Source organism: Pseudomonas sp. S2_C03, from assembly GCF_054668405.1.
This window is the reverse complement of record NZ_CP162766.1, coordinates 3,445,080-3,467,323: the sequence shown is the minus strand read 5'-3', so window position 1 is coordinate 3,467,323 and position 22,244 is coordinate 3,445,080. Positions and strand designations below refer to the sequence as shown.

The following is a 22,244-nucleotide window of genomic DNA, read 5'->3' as shown; positions in this document are numbered from 1 at the left end:
TTGCCGGCCTTCTGAAGTCTCGATTCAGGTAGAATGCGCGCCCGGTTTTTGGAGAAGCTCATGACCCTGCTCAAATTCAGCGATGTGTCCCTTGCTTTCGGCGCTATGCCGTTGTTGGACAAGGTGTCCTGGCAGATCGCCCGTGGTGAGCGGGTGTGCATCATCGGCCGCAACGGCACTGGCAAGTCCAGCATGATGAAGCTCGTCAAGGGCGACCAGAAGCCCGATGACGGCGCTGTCTGGCGTGCCCCCGGCCTCAAGATTGGCGAATTGCCGCAAGAATTGCCGGTAGCCGACGAGCGGACCGTCTTCGACGTGGTGGCCGAGGGCCTGGACGGTGTCGGCGCGCTGCTGGCCGAATATCACCACTTGAGCCAGAACATCGTCACTGATGCCGATCTGGACAAGTTGATGCACGTCCAGCATGACCTCGAAGCCCGTGACGGCTGGCGTTTGCAAACGCTGGTCGACAGCACCCTCAGCCGCCTGCAACTGCCGGCCGACAAGACCCTCGCCGAATTGTCCGGCGGCTGGCGTCGTCGCGTCCTGCTGGCCCAGGCCCTGGTGTCCGAGCCTGATCTGCTGCTGCTCGACGAACCCACCAACCACCTGGACATCGGTGCGATCGCCTGGCTTGAAGAAGCACTGAAGGATTTCCAGGGGGCCGTGCTGTTCATCACGCACGACCGCTCCTTCCTGCAGAATCTGGCAACCCGTATCCTCGAACTGGACCGCGGTGGCCTGATCGACTGGAACGGCGACTACGCCAGTTTCCTCGTGCACAAGGAAGCCGAACTGGCTGCGGAGGCTACTGCCAATGCGCTGTTCGACAAGCGCCTGGCTCAGGAAGAGGTGTGGATCCGCCAAGGCATCAAGGCCCGTCGTACCCGTAACGAGGGCCGCGTTCGTGCTCTGAAGGCCCTGCGTGTCGAGCGTAGCGAACGCCGTGAGCGCACCGGCAAGGCCAACATTCAACTGGAAACCGCGGAGAAGTCCGGCAAACAGGTCATGGTGCTCGAGAACGTCAGTTTTGCGCACCCGGACGGCCCGTTCCTGATCCGCGATTTCTCCATGGTGCTGCAACGTGGCGACCGTATCGGCCTGCTCGGCGCCAACGGCACCGGCAAGACCACGCTGCTGAAACTGATGCTCAGTGGCTTGCAGCCTACCAGCGGCAAGGTGGAGGAGGGCACGAAGATCGATGTCGCCTACTTCGACCAGTTGCGCCATCAGTTGGATCTGGAAAAAACCGTGATCGATAACGTCGCCGAAGGCCGCGACTTCATCGACATCGACGGTCAGAGCCGTCATGTGCTGAGCTACCTCGGTGATTTCCTGTTCAGCCCCCAGCGTGCGCGTACGCCGGTCAAGGCGTTATCCGGTGGTGAGCGTGCCCGACTGTTGCTAGCCAAACTGTTCAGCAAGCCGGCCAACCTGCTGGTCCTCGACGAACCGACCAACGACCTCGACGTGGAAACCCTCGAACTGCTGGAGGAGGTGCTGCTGACCTTCAACGGCACCGTACTGATGGTCAGTCACGACCGTGCATTTCTCGACAACGTGGTCACCAGCACCCTGGTGTTCGAAGGTGAAGGCAAGGTTCGTGAATACGTCGGTGGTTACCAGGACTGGCTGCGGCAGGGCGGTTCGCCGCGCCTGCTGGGCGTGACCGAGAGCAAGTCCGGCAAGGCTGACCTGAATTCGGCGGTGGTCAAGGCGGAGCCGGCACCGGTTGCGGCTGAGGCATCGGTCGAAGCGCCTGCGGCGAAGAAAAAGCTCAGCTACAAGTTGCAGCGTGAGCTGGAAATGTTGCCTGGCCAGATCGAAGCGATGGAACAGCAGATCGCTGCCGTTGAAGCGCAAATGGCGGATGCCGGTTTCTACCTGCGTCCTGCTGCGGAGACCGCTGCGGTGATCGCCAAGCTGGAACAGATGCAGGCCGAGCTCGACGTAATGGTCGAGCGTTGGGCGGAGCTGGATGCCTGATTGACTGCGCGGTGAACGCCGGATTTGCGATGTTCACTGTACTGTAGGAGCGAGCTTGCTCGCGATAGCGGTGTCAATCGACATATCAGTTGCCTGACACACCGCCATCGCGAGCAAGCTCGCTCCTACAGGGAGCGTGATTTCAGCTTTTGACCAGGCGCACCGCCAGCACATCGCAAGGTGCGCCATGCAACACGTCATTGGCGGTGGAGCCTAGCAGCAATGCCAGGCCATGCCGGCCATGGCTGCCCACGACGATGAGGTCGCAACCCTGCTCCTTGGCCAAGTGGTGAATTTCCTGGCGCGGCTGGCCGTAGGTCAGGTGGCTGAATTCCCGGGAAACTTCCGGATATTTCACAATCAGCCGGTCCAGACGGTCCTTGGCTTGATCGAACTGTTGCTGCTGCAATTGGGAAAGATCCATCGGCACGTCGCCGCCGAACGCCATGGCCATCGGTTCGACGATGTGCACCAGGGACAATTTCGCGCCACTGCTCACCGATAGCTCGCGAGCGCGCTTGATGACAGGGTCACACTCTTCTGTGAGATCTACCGCAACCAGAATGTGTTCATAGGGCATGAGATGCTCCTCCTGAGAACTGCAATAAGAGTAAGTATGGCTGGTTTCAAGCGCTTTGTTTTCAGAGTGGCTTCAAGCGCTCATCAAGAATCGGGTGTACACATATGACGGTCTGGATAGTGGTGTCAATCCTGTTGGTGGTCTTGAGCCCTCTGGCATGGCTACGACCGTCACGCGCCCAGAGTGGGCGAATCGCCCTGCGCACGGAGGCACGCCGTATCGGATTGGCCATGCAACTGGCGCCTCAGGAATGGCCGCACTGGCTGCACCCGGAGCCGCCAAACCCCTGTGCGCAGTACCATCGGCCCCGTCGTGGCAGCCAACCGGCTTGCTGGGTTTACTGGCAGAAATCGCCGGGTGTATGGGTCAATCAGTGGCAGGAGCCCTGCGACGATCAGGCGCTGCTCAATCATTTCGAAAAATTGCCGGCCAACGTGTACAAGGTCGAAGCCGACAAGCAGATGATCACCTTGTATTGGGGTGAGAAGGGCGAAGCTGAAGTGTTGCAGCACATTGATGCGACGCTCAAGGCGTTGGCCTGATGTAGGAGCGGGCATGTCGAACCGTCGCGATGGTCGTTAACGATGACGCGGGATGCCTGATATCCCGCGGCGCCAGGTCCTCCATCGCGAGCAAGCCCGCTCCTACAGAATCTGCATTCCCTGTAGGAGCGAGCATGCTCGCGATGGCCGAAAGTGCGCCAGGGGGTGTCAGGGATCCCGGGTCATCGTTAACGACCATCGCGAGCATGCTCGCTCCTACAGGTCCGCAATAAAAAGCCCGACAACATCGTCGGGCGGGGTTGGCCAGGCAGGCCGGTAATTCGGTCGGGCTGATCCCGCGCATGGCGCTCGCCAGTGCGTTCATCTTTCCCTGTGGTTTCGCCAGCTTAGCCTGTTCCGCGCAGGCTGCGGTGAATTAGGGCGACTTTTCTAATGATTGATTCTATGAATGTGTGTACATGCCATTGCGCGTAGCACGCCTTTTTCCTACAGAAATGACTGCAAAGTCGCTTTTCAACCCGCATTTTGGGCGATTGACAATTGCCGGAAATTCCGTGAAGGTGGCGTACCCAAATCAAACGGGCGTATGAATTGAGCGTTTGCATTAGAGCGCGCTCCAACAGAATCCCGACTATCGCGTTGGCGGGTGTGTCGGGTGGATTGGCGTAGCATCGACGAGGTCGTCCCTGCCAGCCATTCGCCTGCTTCCGACGTGTACTGTTCAGCTTCCATATCGTGGAGATCAGTTGATGATTTACGAAGGTAAAGCCATCACGGTTAAGGCTCTTGAAAGTGGCATCGTCGAACTGAAGTTCGACCTCAAGGGTGAGTCCGTCAACAAGTTCAACCGTCTAACCCTGAATGAATTGCGTCAGGCCGTAGACACCATCAAGGCAGATGCGTCGATCAAGGGTGTGATCGTCAGCAGTGGCAAGGACGTGTTCATCGTCGGCGCCGACATCACCGAATTTGTCGACAACTTCAAGCTGCCGGATGCAGAGCTTGTTGCTGGCAACCTCGAAGCCAACAAAATCTTCAGCGATTTCGAAGACCTCAACGTCCCGACCGTAGCCGCGATCAACGGCATCGCCCTGGGCGGCGGTCTGGAAATGTGCCTGGCTGCGGACTACCGCGTCATGTCCACCAGCGCCAAGATCGGTCTGCCGGAAGTCAAGCTGGGTATCTACCCTGGCTTCGGTGGTACCGTTCGCCTGCCACGCCTGATCGGTGCCGACAACGCGATCGAGTGGATTGCCGCCGGCAAGGAAAACCGTGCTGAAGACGCACTGAAAGTCGGTGCCGTCGACGCCGTGGTTGCGCCTGAGAAGCTGCAGGACGCCGCACTGGAACTGATCAAACGCGCCATTTCCGGCGAGTTCGACTACAAGGCCAAGCGTCAGCCGAAGCTGGAAAAACTGAAACTGAACGCCATCGAGCAGATGATGGCCTTCGAAACCGCCAAAGGTTTTGTGGCCGGTCAAGCGGGCCCGAACTACCCGGCGCCGGTTGAAGCGATCAAGACCATCCAGAAAGCCGCGAACTTCGGTCGCGACAAGGCGCTGGAAGTCGAAGCGGCCGGTTTCGTCAAACTGGCCAAGACCTCTGCTGCGCAGAGCCTGATCGGCTTGTTCCTGAACGATCAGGAGCTGAAGAAAAAGGCCAAGGCCTACGACGAGATCGCCAGCGATGTGAAGCAGGCTGCCGTATTGGGCGCCGGCATCATGGGTGGCGGCATCGCCTATCAGTCGGCTTCCAAGGGTACGCCGATCCTGATGAAGGACATCAACGAACACGGCATCGAGCAGGGCCTGGCAGAAGCCGCCAAGCTGCTGGTCAGCCGCGTTGAAAAAGGTCGCATGACCGCGGCGAAGATGGCTGAAGTGCTCAACGGCATTCGTCCGACGCTGTCCTACGGTGACTTCGGTCACGTGGACCTGGTGGTTGAAGCCGTCGTCGAGAACCCGAAGGTCAAGCAAGCCGTACTGGCTGAAGTCGAAGACAAGGTCAAAGAGGACACCATCCTCGCTTCCAACACCTCGACCATTTCCATCAGCTTGCTGGCCAAAGCCCTCAAGCGTCCGGAAAACTTTGTCGGCATGCACTTCTTCAACCCGGTGCACATGATGCCGCTGGTGGAAGTGATCCGTGGCGAGAAGTCCAGCGAGCAGGCCGTTGCCACCACCGTTGCCTACGCCAAGAAAATGGGCAAGAACCCGATCGTCGTCAATGACTGCCCGGGCTTTCTGGTCAACCGTGTGCTGTTCCCGTACTTCGGCGGTTTCGCCAAACTGGTCAGCGCCGGTGTGGACTTCGTCCGTATCGACAAGATCATGGAAAAATTCGGCTGGCCGATGGGCCCTGCCTACCTGATGGACGTCGTCGGCATCGACACTGGCCACCACGGCCGTGACGTGATGGCTGAAGGCTTCCCGGATCGAATGAAGGACGATCGCCGTTCGGCTATCGACGTTCTCTATGAAGCCAAGCGCCTGGGCCAGAAGAACGGCAAGGGTTTCTACGCCTACGAGGCTGACAAGAAGGGCAAGCAGAAGAAAGTCGCCGATCCGTCGGTGCTGGAAGTGCTCAAGCCGATCGTCTACGAGCAGCGCGAAGTCACTGACGAAGACATCATCAACTGGATGATGATCCCGCTCTGCCTGGAAACCGTGCGTTGCCTGGAAGACGGCATCGTCGAAACCGCCGCCGAAGCCGACATGGGTCTGGTCTACGGTATTGGTTTCCCTCCATTCCGTGGCGGTGCGCTGCGCTACATCGACTCGATCGGTGTTGCACAGTTCGTTGCCCTGGCTGACCAGTACGCTGATTTGGGCGCGCTGTACCACCCGACCGCGAAGCTGCGTGAAATGGCCAAGAACGGCCAGAGCTTCTTCGGTTAAGCGCCCCCAACTAGAGTGAGAGTGAACTTATGAGCTTGAATCCTAGAGACGTCGTGATTGTCGACTTCGGTCGTACTCCGATGGGCCGCTCCAAGGGCGGCATGCACCGCAACACCCGTGCCGAAGACATGTCGGCACACCTGATCAGCAAACTGCTGGAACGCAACGTCAAGGTCGACCCGAACGAAGTCGAAGACGTGATCTGGGGCTGCGTGAACCAGACCCTGGAGCAGGGCTGGAACATCGCCCGCATGGCATCCCTGATGACCCAGATCCCGCACACGTCGGCTGGCCAGACCGTCAGCCGCCTGTGTGGTTCGTCGATGAGCGCGCTGCACACCGCCGCACAAGCGATCATGACCGGCAACGGTGACGTATTCGTGGTCGGTGGCGTCGAGCACATGGGCCACGTGAGCATGATGCACGGTGTCGACCCGAACCCGCACATGTCGCTGTACGCGGCGAAAGCCTCGGGCATGATGGGCCTGACCGCGGAAATGCTGGGCAAAATGCACGGCATCACTCGCGAACAGCAGGACGCCTTTGGCGTGCGCTCCCACCAACTCGCTCACAAGGCGACGGTGGAAGGCAAGTTCAAGGACGAGATCATCCCGATGCAGGGCTATGACGAGAACGGTTTCCTGAAACTGTTCGACTACGACGAAACCATTCGTCCGGAAACCACCCTGGAAAGCCTGGCGGCTCTGAAGCCAGCGTTCAACCCCAAGGGCGGCACCGTGACAGCGGGTACTTCCTCGCAGATTACCGATGGTGCTTCGTGCATGATCGTGATGTCGGCGCAGCGTGCACAGGACCTGGGCATCCAGCCGTTGGCGGTGATTCGCTCGATGGCGGTAGCAGGTGTGGACCCGGCGATCATGGGCTATGGTCCGGTACCGGCCACGCAAAAAGCCTTGAAACGCGCAGGCCTTGGCATCAACGATATCGACTTCTTCGAGCTCAACGAAGCTTTCGCTGCACAGGCCCTGCCAGTGCTGAAAGATTTGAAAGTGCTCGACAAGATGAACGAGAAGGTTAACCTGCACGGCGGCGCGATCGCCCTGGGTCACCCATTCGGTTGCTCCGGTGCGCGTATCTCCGGCACCCTGCTGAACGTGATGAAGCAAAATGGCGGCACCTTCGGGGTGGCTACCATGTGCATTGGTCTCGGCCAAGGCATCTCCACCGTCTTCGAACGCGTTTAAGCGTTCCGTTGACGGAAGCCGGGGCCAAGTGCCCCGGTTTTTGTTTTTCTGACATTATTTTTATTTTTATTTTGAAAAGATTTGAGTGAGGGCCATTACATGCCGATACAACCTGGGCTCTACCAGCATTACAAGGGTCCGCAATACCGAGTATTCAGTATTGCGCGCCATTCGGAAACGGAAGAAGAAGTGGTCTTTTACCAAGCCCTGTATGGCGATTACGGCTTTTGGGTACGTCCCTTGAGCATGTTCCTGGAGTCGGTCGAGGTTGACGGCGAGCAGGTGCCACGCTTTGCTTTGGTGCAGGCTGAACCGAGCGTTTTTTCGAAGCCATAAGCTGAGTGCGCGCGAAACCCTGCGCTTGACCTCATCTTGCAGCCACTATATATAGCGGTGCCGCGTCAGGCGCCAACCGCCTTTCACTTCTAGAATTCAGGAATTTTCTGATCCATGGGCAAATCGCTGGTCATTGTGGAATCCCCGGCTAAGGCCAAGACCATCAACAAGTATCTGGGCAACCAATACGTGGTGAAGTCGAGTATCGGCCATATCCGAGACCTGCCCACCAGCGGTTCGGCGAGCGCCAGCAAAGAGCCAGCCGCCAAGCGCGGCAAGGCTGCGGGCGAAGGTCCGGTGCTCACACCGAAGGAAAAGGCGCGCAATCAACTGGTTTCGCGCATGGGGGTCGATCCCGATCATGGCTGGAAAGCCAAGTACGAGATCCTTCCGGGCAAGGAAAAAGTCATTGAAGAGCTGCGTCGGCTCGCCAAGGATGCTGACACCATCTATCTCGCAACCGACTTGGATCGCGAGGGGGAAGCCATTGCGTGGCACCTGCGCGAAGCCATCGGTGGGGACGACAGCCGCTATAAGCGTGTGGTGTTCAACGAAATCACCAAGAAGGCGATCCAGGAAGCCTTCTCCGAGCCGGGCGAACTGGATATCGACCGCGTCAACGCCCAGCAGGCGCGTCGTTTCCTCGATCGCGTGGTGGGTTACATGGTTTCGCCGCTGCTGTGGGCCAAGATCGCCCGTGGCCTGTCCGCCGGTCGTGTGCAATCGGTTGCCGTGAAGCTGGTGGTCGAGCGCGAACGTGAAATCCGCGCGTTCATCCCGGAAGAGTACTGGGAAGTCCACGCCGACCTGGGCACCGCCAAGGGCGCGACTGTGCGCTTCGACGTGGCTCGCGAGAAGGGCGAGGCCTTCAAGCCGTTGAACGAAGCCCAGGCCATGGCCGCGCTGGAAAAGCTCAAGGCTTCCAGCTACAGCATCGTCAAGCGCGAAGACAAGCCGACCAGCAGCAAACCGTCGGCACCGTTCATCACCTCCACCCTGCAACAGGCCGCGAGTAACCGCCTGGGCTTTGGTGTGAAGAAAACCATGATGATGGCCCAGCGTCTGTACGAAGCCGGCTACATCACCTACATGCGTACGGACTCGACCAACCTTTCGGCCGATGCCGTGGCGATGGCGCGTACCTATATTGAAAGCGAGTTCGGCAAGAAGTACCTGCCGGAATCGCCTAACGTCTACAGCAGTAAGGAAGGCGCACAAGAGGCTCACGAAGCGATTCGTCCGTCCGACGCCAACACCACGCCGGCGAAGCTGTCGGGCATGGAGCGTGACGCTGAGCGCCTCTACGAGCTGATCTGGCGTCAGTTCCTCGCCTGCCAGATGCTGCCGGCCCAATACCTGTCGACTACCGTGACCGTCGGTGCTGGCGAGTTCGAGCTGCGTGCCAAGGGACGCATCCTGAAGTTCGACGGCTACACCCGCGTCATGCCGCAAATCGCCAAGCCAGGTGATGATGACGTGTTGCCTGACATGGCTCAGGGCGATGCGATGAAGCTGATCAAGCTTGATCCGACCCAGCACTTCACCAAGCCGCCGGCGCGTTACTCGGAAGCGAGCCTGGTCAAGGAAATGGAAAAACGTGGCATCGGTCGTCCTTCGACCTATGCGGCAATCATTTCGACCATCCAGGATCGCGGCTACGTAGCGTTGCACAATCGCCGTTTCTATTCGGAAAAGATGGGCGATATCGTCACCGAGCGCCTGTCCGAGAGCTTCTCCAACCTCATGGACTACGGCTTCACCGCCGGCATGGAGGAGAATCTCGATGATGTGGCCCAGGGCGAACGCGACTGGAAAAACGTGCTGGACGAATTTTACGGGGACTTCAAGAAGAAGCTCGAAGTCGCCGAAAGTGCAGAAAACGGCATGCGTGCCAACCAGCCGGTGATGACCGATATCCCGTGCACCACCTGTGGCCGTCCGATGCAGATCCGTACTGCCTCGACCGGTGTGTTCCTTGGCTGCTCGGGCTACAGCCTGCCGCCGAAGGAGCGCTGCAAAGCCACCGTCAACCTGGTCCCCGGCGACGAAATCGCCGCGGACGACGAGGGTGAGTCGGAGTCGCTGGTGTTGCGCGGCAAGCATCGCTGCCCGATCTGCAGCACGGCGATGGATGCGTACCTGCTCGATGAGAAGCGCAAGTTGCACATCTGCGGTAACAACCCGGATTGCGCGGGCTATGAAATCGAAGAGGGCAGCTACCGTATCAAGGGCTATGAAGGTCCGAGCCTGGAATGCGACAAGTGCGGTAGCGAGATGCAGCTCAAGACCGGCCGTTTCGGCAAGTTCTTCGGTTGCACCAATCCGACGTGCAAGAACACCCGCAAGCTGCTGAAGAGCGGTGATGCGGCGCCGCCGAAGATGGACCCGGTGAAGATGCCTGAGCTCAAATGCGAAAAGGTCAACGACACCTACATCTTGCGCGACGGTGCTTCCGGCCTGTTCCTCGCGGCGAGCCAATTCCCGAAAAACCGCGAAACCCGTGCTCCGCTGGTCATTGAGATCATTCCGCACAAGGATGAGATCGATCCGAAGTACCACTTCCTCTGCGAAGCGCCGAAGAAGGACCCGGACGGCCTGCCGGCCGTGATCCGCTACAGCCGCAAGACCAAGGAGCAATACGTGCAGACCGAAGTCGACGGCAAACCGACCGGCTGGAAAGCGTTCTACGACGGTGGCAAGTGGACCGTTGAAGACAAGCGACCTGCTGCGAAGTCTTAAGCGAAAGTGAATGAAAAGGCCGCATCCAGCATGCGGCCTTTTTTGCGCTTGCGGTGGTATCGCCTGATCCCCGACACTGTCTGACCTGCGTTACGCAATTATTTCGTTGTGGAGGCTGCCGTCATGGCCCACGAACTCTATACCCGTACCAACCAGAAGATCTATTTCGCCGGCCTATCGCTGGAGGCCCTTGCCAAGGCGGAAGAGGGGCGGGCGATGAACTCCCTGGCGCTGATCCAGGCCGGGCGTGAGTCGGCACTGTTTCACCTGTATGGAGCGTTGCTGGGGCTTTGTCATGAGATCGCTGGCTTTTATCGCTTGCCGCAGGCAAATGCGCCACGGGCCGAGATGCTGCTGACCCGGGAAGTGCTGGAGACTATTGCCATTCCGGAAATGGCAGAGATGGTCGAGCTGGCGCAAAATCCTGAAACCTGGCTGGCCAGGTTACTGTCGGCGCATGCGGCGCTGTTTCAGCCGCCACGGGCGCCTCACAAGCCAAAGGGGGACGTGACCCAACCGTTGATCGTGGCCGTTAACCTGGATGAAGATGACGAGCCTCAGGAACTCAGTCGCGAAGAACTGGAAGCATGGCGGCAAAACCTCAAGGCGTTGGCGCTGCGCTTTCGTGAAGGGTTGAACGAATGCTGACGACTTGAGCTCCGGGGTCAGTTGCAATGAGCTGATCCAGAAGTTGCTGTCAGAAATTTCTCTTCATGGTGGCATTTGGTCAAGATCCTCAGCGAAGCCTGACCGATGCCTATATAATGCCGGCCTTTCGTGGAGTACAGACCTTTATGCCAACGTCCTTTCTAGAAATTGTCGAGTTACCAGACGGCCGAATCGAGCTGCGAAGGGCTGAGGACGAGGGTTCTCTGGTTACTTTGAATTTCTCCGAGGATGCCAAGGCGTTCCTGCAAGGCCAGCACGTGGAGGTCGCCAAGGCGATGTTGAGCGTCGGCGTTCAGATGGCCGGTCGCCTGGTGGAGGGCGAATTCAACACGGATGAGGGTAATCGGGTCCTTCACTGATCCCGTTTGTCGCTTTTTTCGATACACCTACAGATCGGCTTCTCTGTCCTTGGAGAAGCCCTGCGTCAGACGGCGCACCCCTTGTTTAGCCCAGTCGAATATTCAAGCTTTGTGCATCCCCGGTGCGGGCGGCGCTGATCAACTGTTGCCGTGCGGTGGTTCCCAATGGATTGAGCCAGCTGACGACCGTATGACTGCGCCCCAGGCGCAAGGCCTCACAGGTCAACTGCTGCGCGCTCTGGCTACCGCGCGGTTGCAACAGCAGAATGCGTTCACGATTCAGGCCAGCATCGCGTAGCCAGGTTTGTGTCACGCTGGCAGGTGGGGCGATCAATGTCAGCCACCGTGCATCCTGGTCTTCGCTCAGGTCGCGGAGAATCGGTGCCAAAAGGCTCAGGCAGCTCCCAGCCGCGCCACGCAATGATAGCTCGCTGAAGACTTCAGGTTCGGCGCTCCAGGGCGACTCGACCACGTCTTTCAGGATGGGCGCCATCGGCTGCATCATGAATGCCTCGAACAGCGGCAGTTGGGCTTGCTGTGGTGCGTGTGGGAACTGCATAAAGCCTCCTTTAGCGGCGAATGACGCCGACACTCAAGCCTTCGATCACCAGTTCCTGATCTTTCAGGTTGACTTCGATAGGGGCGAATTCAGGGTTCTCGGCAATCAGCCAGACTTTGCTGCCATCGCGCTTGAACCGCTTGACGGTCACTTCGTCTCCGATCCGTGCCACCACGATCTGGCCATTGCGAGCCTCGCGAGTGGTGTGAACAGCCAGCAGGTCGCCATCAAAAATGCCGATGTCCTTCATGCTCATGCCGTGAACCCGCAACAGGTAGTCGGCACGGGGCTGGAAGAAGGCAGGATTGATGTTGCAGGACTCTTCGACGTGCTGTTCGGCGAGGATTGGGGCACCGGCTGCGACTCGGCCAATGATCGGCAAGGTGGATTCGTCGGCCTTGGCTTCGAAGCCGGGGATGCGGATACCACGGGAAGCGCCCGGCGTCATCTCGATGGCGCCTTTGCGGGCCAGCGCCTTGAGGTGCTCTTCCGCTGCGTTGGGCGACTTGAAACCCAACTCTTGGGCGATTTCCGCGCGAGTAGGTGGATAGCCATTGTCTTCAAGGCAGCGTTTGATGAAATTCAGAATCTCTGCTTGGCGTGGCGTCAGCTTTAGCATTTTGATCGCTCTGTCTTTTTATACAGTGACTGGGATTATATACAGTGAAAGCATCTTGGCAATGCCCCTTTTTTTGCCGACCGCCAGACGGTCGATCCCAGTGCTGATTAACAGGGCATTAATGTATGGTTAAATAGCTGACCGAGCATTCCCAAAACGAACTGGCAGGCTTGACAACGCAAGGGCTGAAACGTATGTTTCAAACAAGTGTTTGTCAGGCGGAGTAGCCATGGCCCAGTCGGAAACCGTTGAACGCATTCTCGATGCTGCCGAGCAGTTGTTCGCGGAAAAAGGGTTTGCTGAAACCTCGTTGCGTTTGATCACCAGCAAGGCTGGGGTCAACCTCGCGGCTGTGAACTATCACTTCGGTTCGAAAAAGGCGCTGATCCAGGCTGTCTTCTCGCGCTTTCTCGGACCGTTCTGCCTGAGTCTCGATAAAGAGCTGGAGCGCCGCCAGGCCAAGCCGGAAAACAAGCCTTCCCTGGAAGAGCTGCTGGAAATCCTCGTTGAACAAGCACTGGTGGTGCAGCCACGCAGCGGCAACGATCTTTCCATCTTCATGCGTTTGCTCGGCCTGGCGTTCAGTCAGAGCCAGGGTCACCTGCGTCGCTACCTGGAAGACATGTACGGCAAGGTATTCCGCCGCTACATGTTGCTGGTGAACGAGGCCGCACCGCGAATTCCTCCGATTGAACTGTTCTGGCGCGTGCATTTCATGCTCGGGGCCGCAGCTTTCAGCATGTCGGGTATCAAGGCTCTGCGGGCGATTGCCGAAACCGATTTCGGCGTCAATACGTCTATTGAGCAGGTCATGCGCCTCATGGTGCCTTTCCTGGCCGCTGGCATGCGTGCCGAAACCGGCGTGACCGATACGGCCATGGCCACTGCGCAGTTGCGTCCTCGTAGCAAATCGACGCCGGTCGCCGCCAAGGTTTGACCGCACATGGGTGGGCGCGGCAGCTGACATCCGTTAAGCTAGCCGCCCATGCCCACTCCCGTTTTGAATCCACTCCCCATTGATATCGCCGACCTGCCGGGTACCGTCCCAGGCAGCGATTGCGTGCGAGCCGGGTTCATCGTTATCAAGGAATCTCTATGACTGCTGGCCTGCAAGGCTCGTTGATGGTGGACGTCGCCGGTACATGGCTGACGGCTGAAGATCGCCAATTATTGCGCCAACCTGAAGTGGGCGGCCTGATCATTTTTGCCCGCAATATCGAGCATCCCCGGCAAGTCCGCGAGCTGAGCGCGGCAATCCGCGCGGTTCGCCCTGATCTGCTGCTGGCCGTGGACCAGGAAGGCGGCCGGGTCCAGCGCTTGCGCCAGGGCTTCGTTCGCCTGCCGGCGATGCGCGCCATCGCCGATAACCCGAATGCCGAATACCTGGCCGAACAGTGCGGCTGGATCATGGCTACCGAAGTGCTGGCCGTCGGCCTGGACCTGAGCTTCGCCCCGGTGCTGGACCTGGATTACCAACGCAGTGCCGTGGTCGGCACCCGGTCGTTCGAAGGCGACCCGCAGCGTGCGGCCTTGCTGGCCGGTGCATTTATTCGCGGAATGAACAGCGCGGGCATGGCCGCCACCGGCAAGCATTTCCCCGGACATGGTTGGGCTGAAGCGGACTCCCACGTCGCCATTCCGAATGACGAGCGCAGCCTCGATGAGATCCGCGCCAACGACCTGGTGCCATTCGCACGGTTGAGTCAGCAACTGGCGGCGGTCATGCCGGCCCATGTGATCTATCCACAGGTCGACTCCCAGCCGGCCGGATTTTCCCGCCGCTGGTTGCAGGACATCCTGCGTGGCGAGCTGCAGTTCGATGGCGTGATCTTCAGCGACGATTTATCGATGGCCGGTGCCCACGTGGTCGGCGATGCCGCGAGCCGCATCGAGGCGGCGCTGACCGCCGGTTGCGACATGGGCCTGGTGTGCAATGATCGCGCCGCCGCAGAACTTGCCCTGAGCGCCGCCCAGCGCCTGAAGGTCAAGCCGTCTGCTCGCATTGCCCGGATGCGTGGCCAGGCCTGCGCCAGCACCGAATATCGTCAGGACCCACGATGGCTGACCGCCATTGGCGCCCTCAAAGACGCTCAACTGATTGAATAAGGATTTTACGTTATGACGGTTTACGCGATCATCGGTGGCACCGGCCTGACCCAATTGGAAGGGCTGAGTATTCGTCAGTCACTGGCCGTCGATACGCCCTATGGTGCGCCATCGGCCGAGGTGCAGATCGGCGAGTATGCCGGTAAGGAAGTGTTGTTCCTCGCCCGTCACGGCCATCCACACCGTTTTCCACCGCATCAGGTGAACTACCGCGCCAATCTCTGGGCGTTGAAACAGGCGGGTGCCGAGGCGATTCTTGCGGTCAACGCCGTCGGTGGCATTCATGCGGCGATGGGCACCGGGCATTTCTGTGTGCCGCATCAACTGATCGACTACACCAGCGGTCGCCAGCACACCTATTTTGCCGATGACCTGGAGCAGGTCACGCACATTGACTTCAGCTATCCGTACAGCGAGCCGCTGCGCCAGCAACTGATCGCGGCGCTGGCGGCCGAAGGGGGCGGCTACAGCAGCCATGGCGTCTACGCCTGCACCCAGGGCCCGCGCCTGGAAACAGTGGCCGAGATCGCCAGGCTTGAGCGTGACGGTTGCGACATCGTTGGCATGACCGGCATGCCGGAAGCGGCACTGGCTCGTGAGCTGGAACTGGATTATGCCTGCCTGGCATTGGTAGTGAACCCGGCGGCAGGCAAGTCGACGGCAGTGATCACCATGGCCGAGATCGAACAGGCGCTGCATGACGGGATGGGTAAGGTGAAGTCGACGTTGGCGCGGGTGCTCAGGGGTTGATTAGGGCTTGATACCGGGTTGACCCTATCGCGACGGTTCGACGCCTCGACAAGCTCGCTCCTACAGGTGCAATGTCGGCCTCTGTAGGAGCGGGCTTGCACGCGATAGCGATGTAACAGGCACCACAAACCTCAGCGTTTATCCAACTTGTCCGGTAACGGCGCAAACAACGCTTCGATATCATCGCTCTGCAACTTCCAGTCCCCGGCTTTGCGCCCATCCAGCACGCCCGCAGCGAGGTCGGATTTTTCCTTTTGCAGGTGCTGGATTTTTTCCTCGACCGTGCCGCGTGCAATCATCTTGTAGACGAACACCGGTTTTTCCTGGCCAATCCGGTAGGCACGGTCGGTCGCCTGGTTCTCTGTCGCCGGGTTCCACCATGGGTCGTAGTGAATCACGGTGTCCGCTTCTGTCAGGTTCAAGCCAACGCCGCCTGCCTTCAGGCTGATCAGGAATATCTGACGCTTGCCGCTCTGGAAGTCCTTCACGGGGGCGCGGCGGTCGCGGGTCTGGCCAGTGAGCAGCGCATAGTCGATACCGCGTTTCTCCAGCTCGGCCTCGATCAATGTCAGCATCGAGGTGAACTGCGAAAACAACAGGATTCGCCGACCTTCCTCGAACAATTCCTCGAGCATTTCCATCAGGCTGTCGAGCTTGCCTGAGGTGCTGCCGCGAGCGGGCAGGGTGGCGTCGTTGACCAGGCGCAGGTCGCAGCACACTTGGCGCAACTTCAGCAGTGCCTCGAGGATGATGATCTGGCTGCGTGCCACGCCTTTACGGGTAATTTCGTCGCGCACCTTCTTGTCCATGGCCAGGCGCATGGTTTCATACACATCGCGTTGGGCTTCGTTGAGCTCGACCCAGTGGATGATTTCCGTCTTCGGCGGCAACTCGGTGGCCACTTGTTCCTTGGTCCTGCGCAGCAGGAACGGCTTGATCCGACCGTTCAGGTGCTGGAGTCTGACTTCGCTGGCGCGTTTTTCAATCGGTACGCGGTAATCGCGGTTGAAGCTTTTCACATCACCCAGCCAGCCCGGCAACAGGAAGTGGAACAATGACCACAGTTCGCCCAAGTGATTTTCCAGTGGCGTACCGCTCAGGCACAGGCGTTGGCGTGCATTGAGTTCACGCGCGGCATGCGCGGCCTTGCTGTTCGGGTTCTTGATGTACTGCGCTTCGTCCAGCACCAGTACATGCAGTGGCTGTGCGGCCAAGCGTTCGACGTCCTTGGGCAGCAGGGCATAGGTGGTGAGGATCAGGTCGTAATCGGCCAGATGGTCAAAATGTTTTTTGCGACTGGCGCCGTACAGCGCCAGTACTTTGAGCTGCGGCGTGAAGTGCGCCGCTTCGTCGAGCCAGTTCGGAATCAGGCTGGTGGGCATGACCACCATGCACGGCCGGTCGAGCCGTCCGGCGTTTTTCTCGCTGAGCACATGGGCCAGGGTTTGCAGGGTCTTGCCCAGGCCCATGTCATCCGCGAGGATGCCGCCGACTTCCAATTGCCGCAGCGACTGCATCCAGCTCAAGCCTTCGAGCTGATAAGGGCGCAAGGTCGCGTTCAAGCCTTCGGGTGCTGTCGCGCTGTAGTCGCGGATGTCGCGCAGGCGCTGGGCAAAGGTGCGGATCTGCTCGCCACCTTCCCACTGCAGGGGCATGTCCTCCAGCGGATTGAGGCGCGTGGCGTCAGCCTTGCTCAACCGCAGAGTGGTTTCGCCGGGTTCTTGCAGGTAGAACTCGCCGAGGGTCGCCAGCACCGGTTTCAAGCGTCCGAAAGGCAGGGCGACTTGCAGTGGGCCGTATTCCGAGTTCGGGCGATTGGGGATATTCACCAGGATCAATTCGTCATCGCGGCGGCGGGCGAGGCGTTCCGGGTTGAGGATCTCGGTATGGGAGCGCATCAGGTTCAGCAGGATCGGCAGCAGGCTCAGCCGCTCGCCATTGACGATGATGCCCAATTCAAGATCAAACCAGTCGCGTTCCGGTGCCTGTTCGACGGTCGCGTACCAATCGTCCACGGCGGTCAGGTCGAAGCCGAAATCTTCGTCGATCTCCAGCTCCCAACCTTGGGCGCGAAGCTTGGGTAGCTCATTGAGCGTGAACGTCAGCCAGGCGCTGTCGTTGACCATTTCATACAGCTCACCGGCGCTTTCCGGCAGGGCCTTGCTCTGGCGGGTGGCGATCTTGAAGCCAAGGATTCGCAGTTGTTCCCTGTAGGCTTGTTCCACTTCCGGATGGCGTTTTATCCGTAGCGTCTGTGTTTCCTGGCGAATCAGCACGTCGGCATTTTTCTGCCCGCTGGTGTATTCATCCAGATAGCTGAAGGAAAGCGCGGCACGGTGCTGGATATAGCGTTGCATCCGCCCGTTACGCGGCTCGAAGGCACTGAACTCGATGCTCGCCAGCCACAAGCGCGGAACCGGTTGCACGTTGTCCACCAGCACCTGGGGTGGTGCCTTCGGGCTGCGGTTTTCCAGAACTGCCTGGAGTTTTTCCAGCAGTTCGGCATCTTGTGCGGCGGCGGGGTAGGCCAGGGTTTCCTGGACTTTGAGCAGCACGGCTGCGCAATGCTTGCAGTTGTTGCGTACCGGGCAGGTGCACGTGGCATCGACCATCAGCAGGGTAGCCTTGGCTGACTCGCGCAAGTGAATGGTCTGGCGGTAGACGTTACCGCCAGACCCTTCGCAAACTGCCGTAATCGTCGAGTCGCCGGCCTCGACGATTCTCACGCGGTTTTCCAGCGCATACCGCCGGCCGCGCTCCAGGCTCTGTTCCTTGAATCGGCTGACCCAGGAAGGTGCCAGGGGTTTGCTCAGGGGCGCGGACATAGGAGGTATCAGTCCGGAATTTCTTCAGGAACCGGGCGCGGCGCAGGAGCGGTCAGCGAGGTAATCTTGATCAGCAGGCCAAGGTGGCCAGCGTCGAGGAAATTCAGTTGGCCGTTCTTGGTATGGCTGTCGGTCTTCAGGCGCTCGCTGGCGGTAACCAGGCCGTCCGCGTTGATCTGGTTGACCCAGAAGTCGGCGTCGACGTCGGTAAAACGCCCCTGCTTGATGCTCAATGTGCCCTCGATCGGGAACTGGCCGAATTGTTCCTTACCGTCGCTGATCGCCACCCTAGACACTTCCTCACCCAGGGTTTGTTGCCAGGCTTTATGGAGCAACACTGTGTAGTCATTGCTGGCGGTGAGCTTTTCCACCTCGCCATTCAGGCTTGGCGTGCGCAGGCTGTCGGGACTGATGCGTTGTGCGCCGGCGTCCCAGTCTTCCGGCGCTGCGCGGCTGACGATGGCCGGCACGGCGTTTTGCCGGACCAGAATCATTTCGACCTGATACAGATCATCGGCATGCGCCATCGGGGCGGCCAGGGTCATCAGCAAGGTCGTGAAGCGAAACAGGCGCATGCGGCGTCCTTCAAGCAGTTTTCGGAATGAGGCACTCAAGCAGTGCCTCTACAGTATTAAAGCGCTCTTCCGGGCGCTCCATCGGCACCATGAACTTGAATATCGTGGCGCCTTCGAATTTGTAGCGTTTGGGTTGGCCCTGAATCAACTTGATCAGTGTCAGCGGATCCACTGGTGTCTGCGCCGCGAACTCGATGCGGCCACCTTGCGGTCCGCCGTCGACTTTCTTGATGCCCAGCCCTTCGGCCTGCAACTTCAGCGCCGTGATGCGCATCAGGTTCTTCGTCGGCTCCGGCAGCAGGCCGAAACGATCGATCATTTCGACTTGCAGGTCCTTGAGGCCGTCCTCATCGGTGGCAGAGGCAATGCGCTTGTACAGGATCAGCCGCGCATGCACGTCCGGCAAGTAGTCTTCCGGGATCAGGGCCGGAACGCGAAGATTGACCTCGGGGCCACCGCCCAGCGGCTGGTCGAGGTTGGGTTGTTCGCCCTTGCGGATCGACTTCACCGCGCGTTCGAGCATTTCCATGTACAAGGTGAAGCCGACTGCTTGAATCTGTCCGCTTTGACCGTCCCCCAGCAGTTCACCGGCACCGCGGATTTCCAGGTCGTTGGTGGCGAGCACGAAGCCGGCGCCCAGGTCCTGGGTGTTGGCGATCGCCTCCAGGCGCTTTTCCGCATCCGGGGTGATTTGCTGGCGCGGCGGTGTCAGCAGATAGGCGTAGGCCTGGTGATGACTGCGGCCAACGCGACCACGCAATTGGTGCAACTGCGCCAGGCCGAACTTGTCGGCACGCTCGATGATGATGGTGTTGGCGCTCGGCACGTCGATGCCGGTCTCGATGATGGTCGAGGCGATCAGCACGTTGAAGCGTTTGTGGTAGAAATCGCTCATCACCTGTTCGAGTTCCCGTTCGCGCATCTGCCCGTGGCCGATGCCGATCCGTGCTTCCGGCACCAGTTCGGCGAGGTCGGCGGCGCATTTCTCGATGGTCTTCACATCGTTGTGCAGGTAGTAGACCTGGCCGCCACGCAGCAGCTCACGGAGCAGGGCTTCCTTGACCGTGCTCTTGTTCTGTTCCATCACGAAGGTGCGCACCGACAGGCGCCGCGCCGGCGGGGTAGCGATGATCGACAGGTCGCGCATGCCCGACACCGCCATGTTCAGAGTGCGGGGGATCGGGGTCGCAGTGAGGGTCAGGATGTCGACCTCGCTGCGCAGGGCCTTGAGCTGTTCTTTTTGGCGTACTCCGAAGCGGTGCTCTTCGTCGATGATCACCAGGCCGAGGTTTTTGATCTTCACATCGTCCTGCAGCAGCTTGTGGGTGCCGATGACGATGTCGATCTTGCCCTCGGCCAGGTCCGCGACCGCTGCGCTGACGTCCTTGGCCGACTTGAAACGGCTCATCACTTCCACGGTCACCGGCCAATCGGCGAAACGGTCGCGGAAGCTGTTGTAGTGTTGCTGGGCGAGCAGGGTGGTGGGCACCAGGATCGCCACCTGCTTGCCACTGTGCACGGCAATGAACGCCGCGCGCATCGCCACTTCGGTCTTGCCGAAACCGACGTCGCCGCAGACCAGGCGATCCATTGGTTTGGGCGCGAGCATGTCTTCGCGCACGGCTTCGATGGTGGTTTGCTGGTCGGGCGTTTCCTCGAACGGGAAGCCGGCACTGAACGTGGCGTAGTCGGCTTTCGGGTCGGCGAAAGCGTAGCCTTCTCGGGCGGCGCGGCGTGCATAGATGTCGAGCAGTTCCGCTGCCACGTCGCGCACCTGTTCGGCGGCTTTGCGCTTGGCTTTCTGCCAGGTCTCGGAGCCCAGGCGGTGCAGCGGGGCCAGGGCATCGTCACTGCCGGTGTAGCGCGCGATCAAGTGCAGGTTGGCCACCGGTACGTAGAGCTTGGCGCCCTCGGCGTATTCCAGGGCGAGGAATTCGGCGGCCTGGTTGTCGATCTCCAGCGTGGCCAGGCCCAGGTAGCGGCCGACGCCGTGGTCGATGTGCACCACCGGCGCACCTTCGCGCAGCTCGGTGAGGTTCTTGATCACTGCATCGTTATTGGCGTCGGCGCGTTTCTCCCGGCGCCGGCGCTGCATCACGCGCTGGCCGAACAGCGGACTTTCGGCAATCAGTGCAAGGGCCGGGTCCTCAAGTACCAGGCCTTCGTCGAGTGGCGCAATGGTGATCGCCAGGCGGTCCTTGCCGGCGACGAAGTCCGGCCAGCTGTCGACGGTTTTTGGTCGCAGCTTCAGGCGCTCCAGTAACTCCAGCAGCACTTCGCGACGGCCCGCTGACTCGGCGGTAAACAACACGCGGCCAGGGAACTCGTCGAGAAAACCGGCCAGCGCGGCCAGAGGTTGGGTCGCCTTGGCTTCGATGGCCAGGTCCGGCAGTTGGCTCGCCGGGAAGCGTTCGCGGCCGGCGCCGGCTTCCACATCCTGCTGGCTGGCGACTACCCGGGGCCAGTTCTTCAGCCGCGCGAAACAGTCTTCCACCGGCAGGAATAATTCCGCGGGTGGCAATAAAGGACGGGAAGGGTCGACGCGGCGCTCTTCATAGCGATTGCGCACGTCATTCCAGAAATTCTCTGCGGCCTGCTCGATCCCCGGCAGGGAAAACACTTGCGTGTCCTGGGGCAGGTAATCGAACAGGGACGAGGTTTCTTCAAAGAACAACGGCAGGTAGTACTCGATGCCTGCAGGGGTAATCCCGCTGCTCAAGTCCTGGAAAATCGGAGTCCGCCGGAAGTCCACGTCGAAGCGTTCGCGAAAGCGCGCCTTGAACCGGGTCACTGCCTCTTTTTGCAGTGGGAATTCCTTCGCCGGCAGCAGCTTGACCGAATCGACCTTGTCGATGGATCGCTGGTTTTCCGGGTCGAAGGTGCGCAGGGTCTCGATTTCGTCGTCGAACAGGTCGATGCGATACGGTAATTTGCTCCCCATGGGGAAAAGGTCGATCAACGAGCCGCGCACCGTGAATTCGCCATGTTCGTACACCGTATCGACGTAGCGGTAGCCGGTGGCTTCGAGCCGGGTGCGCATCTGCTCGACATCGAGCTTCTGGCCGACGTCCAGCACCAGGCTGCTGCCCAGCAGGAATTTGGTCGGTGCCAGGCGATGCAGGGCGGTGGTGATCGGTACGACCAGTACGCCGTGACTCAGCTCCGGCAGCCGGTAGAGCGCGGCGATGCGCTGGGAAATGATGTCCTGATGCGGCGAAAACAGATCGTAGGGCAGGGTTTCCCAGTCCGGAAAATGCAACACGGGCAAATCCGGGGCGAAGAAACCCAGCTCTTGCTCAAGCCGTTCGGCGCTCTGGCTATCGGCGGTCAGCAGCAGGGTAAAGCGCCTGGCAGCGCTGGCAGCCTCGGCGATAGCCAGGCTCAGGGCGGCACCGGGCAAGTTGCCCCAGTGCTGTTTACCTGCCGCGGCAGGGAGATGCGGTAGACGCAGGACGGGCACGGAAGTTTGAGCTCCAGCGTTGCGACAAAGTCGGTAATTGTAGCGGGCAGGGATGCCGCCTGTCAGTTGCAGACTT

The 22,244-nt window shown here is 59.9% G+C and carries 17 protein-coding genes; 11 read left to right on the top strand and 6 right to left on the bottom strand.

Annotated elements, in window-relative coordinates; all coding sequences use genetic code 11:
• The first annotated feature begins 60 nt into the window (after positions 1 to 60).
• Positions 61 to 1,986, top strand: coding sequence for an ATP-binding cassette domain-containing protein (locus AB4N64_RS16000; protein WP_460116883.1), 1,926 nt, complete (start codon positions 61 to 63; stop codon positions 1,984 to 1,986).
• A gap of 142 nt (positions 1,987 to 2,128) precedes the next feature.
• Here the strand turns inward: AB4N64_RS16000 and AB4N64_RS15995 are convergent, their stop codons facing one another.
• Positions 2,129 to 2,566: a universal stress protein gene (locus AB4N64_RS15995; protein WP_460116882.1), complete on the bottom strand. Its 438-nt coding sequence runs from the start codon at positions 2,564 to 2,566 to the stop codon at positions 2,129 to 2,131.
• Between the two features lie 104 nt (positions 2,567 to 2,670).
• Between AB4N64_RS15995 and AB4N64_RS15990 the strand changes: the two genes are divergently transcribed.
• From AB4N64_RS15990 to AB4N64_RS15960, 7 genes are all read left to right on the top strand, one after another.
• The gene (locus tag AB4N64_RS15990; RefSeq protein ID WP_460116880.1) at positions 2,671 to 3,108 is read left to right on the top strand and encodes a hypothetical protein; all 438 of its coding nucleotides are present in this window, start codon (positions 2,671 to 2,673) and stop codon (positions 3,106 to 3,108) included.
• 710 nt (positions 3,109 to 3,818) lie between these two features.
• Entirely contained in the window at positions 3,819 to 5,966 is a 2,148-nt protein-coding gene (fadB, locus tag AB4N64_RS15985; RefSeq protein ID WP_460116879.1) for a fatty acid oxidation complex subunit alpha FadB, read from the top strand.
• Positions 5,967 to 5,995: 29 nt separating this feature from the next.
• Complete coding sequence (fadA, locus tag AB4N64_RS15980; RefSeq protein ID WP_096512656.1) at positions 5,996 to 7,171, top strand: acetyl-CoA C-acyltransferase FadA; 1,176 nt, start codon at positions 5,996 to 5,998, stop codon at positions 7,169 to 7,171.
• Between the two features lie 99 nt (positions 7,172 to 7,270).
• A complete protein-coding gene (locus tag AB4N64_RS15975) occupies positions 7,271 to 7,507 on the top strand; it encodes a DUF1653 domain-containing protein (RefSeq protein WP_123365569.1) in 237 nt (78 codons plus the stop codon).
• Positions 7,508 to 7,621: 114 nt separating this feature from the next.
• The gene (topA, locus tag AB4N64_RS15970; RefSeq protein ID WP_460116877.1) at positions 7,622 to 10,246 is read left to right on the top strand and encodes a type I DNA topoisomerase; all 2,625 of its coding nucleotides are present in this window, start codon (positions 7,622 to 7,624) and stop codon (positions 10,244 to 10,246) included.
• Between the two features lie 123 nt (positions 10,247 to 10,369).
• Positions 10,370 to 10,894, top strand: coding sequence for a DUF6586 family protein (locus AB4N64_RS15965; protein ID WP_460116875.1), 525 nt, complete (start codon positions 10,370 to 10,372; stop codon positions 10,892 to 10,894).
• A 146-nt stretch (positions 10,895 to 11,040) separates the two neighbouring features.
• The gene (locus tag AB4N64_RS15960; protein WP_460116874.1) at positions 11,041 to 11,274 is read left to right on the top strand and encodes a hypothetical protein; all 234 of its coding nucleotides are present in this window, start codon (positions 11,041 to 11,043) and stop codon (positions 11,272 to 11,274) included.
• Between the two features lie 85 nt (positions 11,275 to 11,359).
• Here AB4N64_RS15960 and sulA read toward each other — a convergent pair whose 3' ends face one another.
• Positions 11,360 to 11,833 carry an SOS-induced cell division inhibitor SulA gene (gene sulA, locus AB4N64_RS15955; protein ID WP_460116872.1) on the bottom strand — a complete coding sequence of 158 codons (474 nt, stop codon included), beginning with the start codon at positions 11,831 to 11,833 and terminating at the stop codon, positions 11,360 to 11,362.
• A gap of 10 nt (positions 11,834 to 11,843) precedes the next feature.
• A complete protein-coding gene (gene lexA, locus AB4N64_RS15950; RefSeq protein WP_460116871.1) occupies positions 11,844 to 12,452 on the bottom strand; it encodes a transcriptional repressor LexA in 609 nt (202 codons plus the stop codon).
• 229 nt (positions 12,453 to 12,681) lie between these two features.
• Between lexA and AB4N64_RS15945 the strand changes: the two genes are divergently transcribed.
• From AB4N64_RS15945 to AB4N64_RS15935, 3 genes are all read left to right on the top strand, one after another.
• The gene (locus AB4N64_RS15945) at positions 12,682 to 13,389 is read left to right on the top strand and encodes a TetR/AcrR family transcriptional regulator (protein WP_460116870.1); all 708 of its coding nucleotides are present in this window, start codon (positions 12,682 to 12,684) and stop codon (positions 13,387 to 13,389) included.
• Between the two features lie 158 nt (positions 13,390 to 13,547).
• Positions 13,548 to 14,558 carry a beta-N-acetylhexosaminidase gene (gene nagZ, locus AB4N64_RS15940; RefSeq protein ID WP_460116868.1) on the top strand — a complete coding sequence of 337 codons (1,011 nt, stop codon included), beginning with the start codon at positions 13,548 to 13,550 and terminating at the stop codon, positions 14,556 to 14,558.
• Between the two features lie 12 nt (positions 14,559 to 14,570).
• A complete protein-coding gene (locus AB4N64_RS15935; protein WP_460116866.1) occupies positions 14,571 to 15,308 on the top strand; it encodes an S-methyl-5'-thioinosine phosphorylase in 738 nt (245 codons plus the stop codon).
• Positions 15,309 to 15,439: 131 nt separating this feature from the next.
• Here AB4N64_RS15935 and AB4N64_RS15930 read toward each other — a convergent pair whose 3' ends face one another.
• Genes AB4N64_RS15930 through mfd form a run of 3 tightly spaced genes read right to left on the bottom strand, consistent with a single transcriptional unit; the run spans position 15,440 to position 22,168 of the window.
• Positions 15,440 to 18,133 carry an SNF2-related protein gene (locus AB4N64_RS15930; protein WP_460116865.1) on the bottom strand — a complete coding sequence of 898 codons (2,694 nt, stop codon included), beginning with the start codon at positions 18,131 to 18,133 and terminating at the stop codon, positions 15,440 to 15,442.
• A gap of 8 nt (positions 18,134 to 18,141) precedes the next feature.
• Positions 18,142 to 18,708, bottom strand: a complete 567-nt coding sequence (locus AB4N64_RS15925; RefSeq protein WP_460116863.1) for a CsiV family protein — start codon at positions 18,706 to 18,708, stop codon at positions 18,142 to 18,144.
• Positions 18,709 to 18,718: 10 nt separating this feature from the next.
• On the bottom strand, positions 18,719 to 22,168 hold the full coding sequence (gene mfd, locus AB4N64_RS15920) for a transcription-repair coupling factor (protein ID WP_460116862.1): 3,450 nt from the start codon (positions 22,166 to 22,168) through the stop codon (positions 18,719 to 18,721).
• Positions 22,169 to 22,244: the final 76 nt, after the last annotated feature.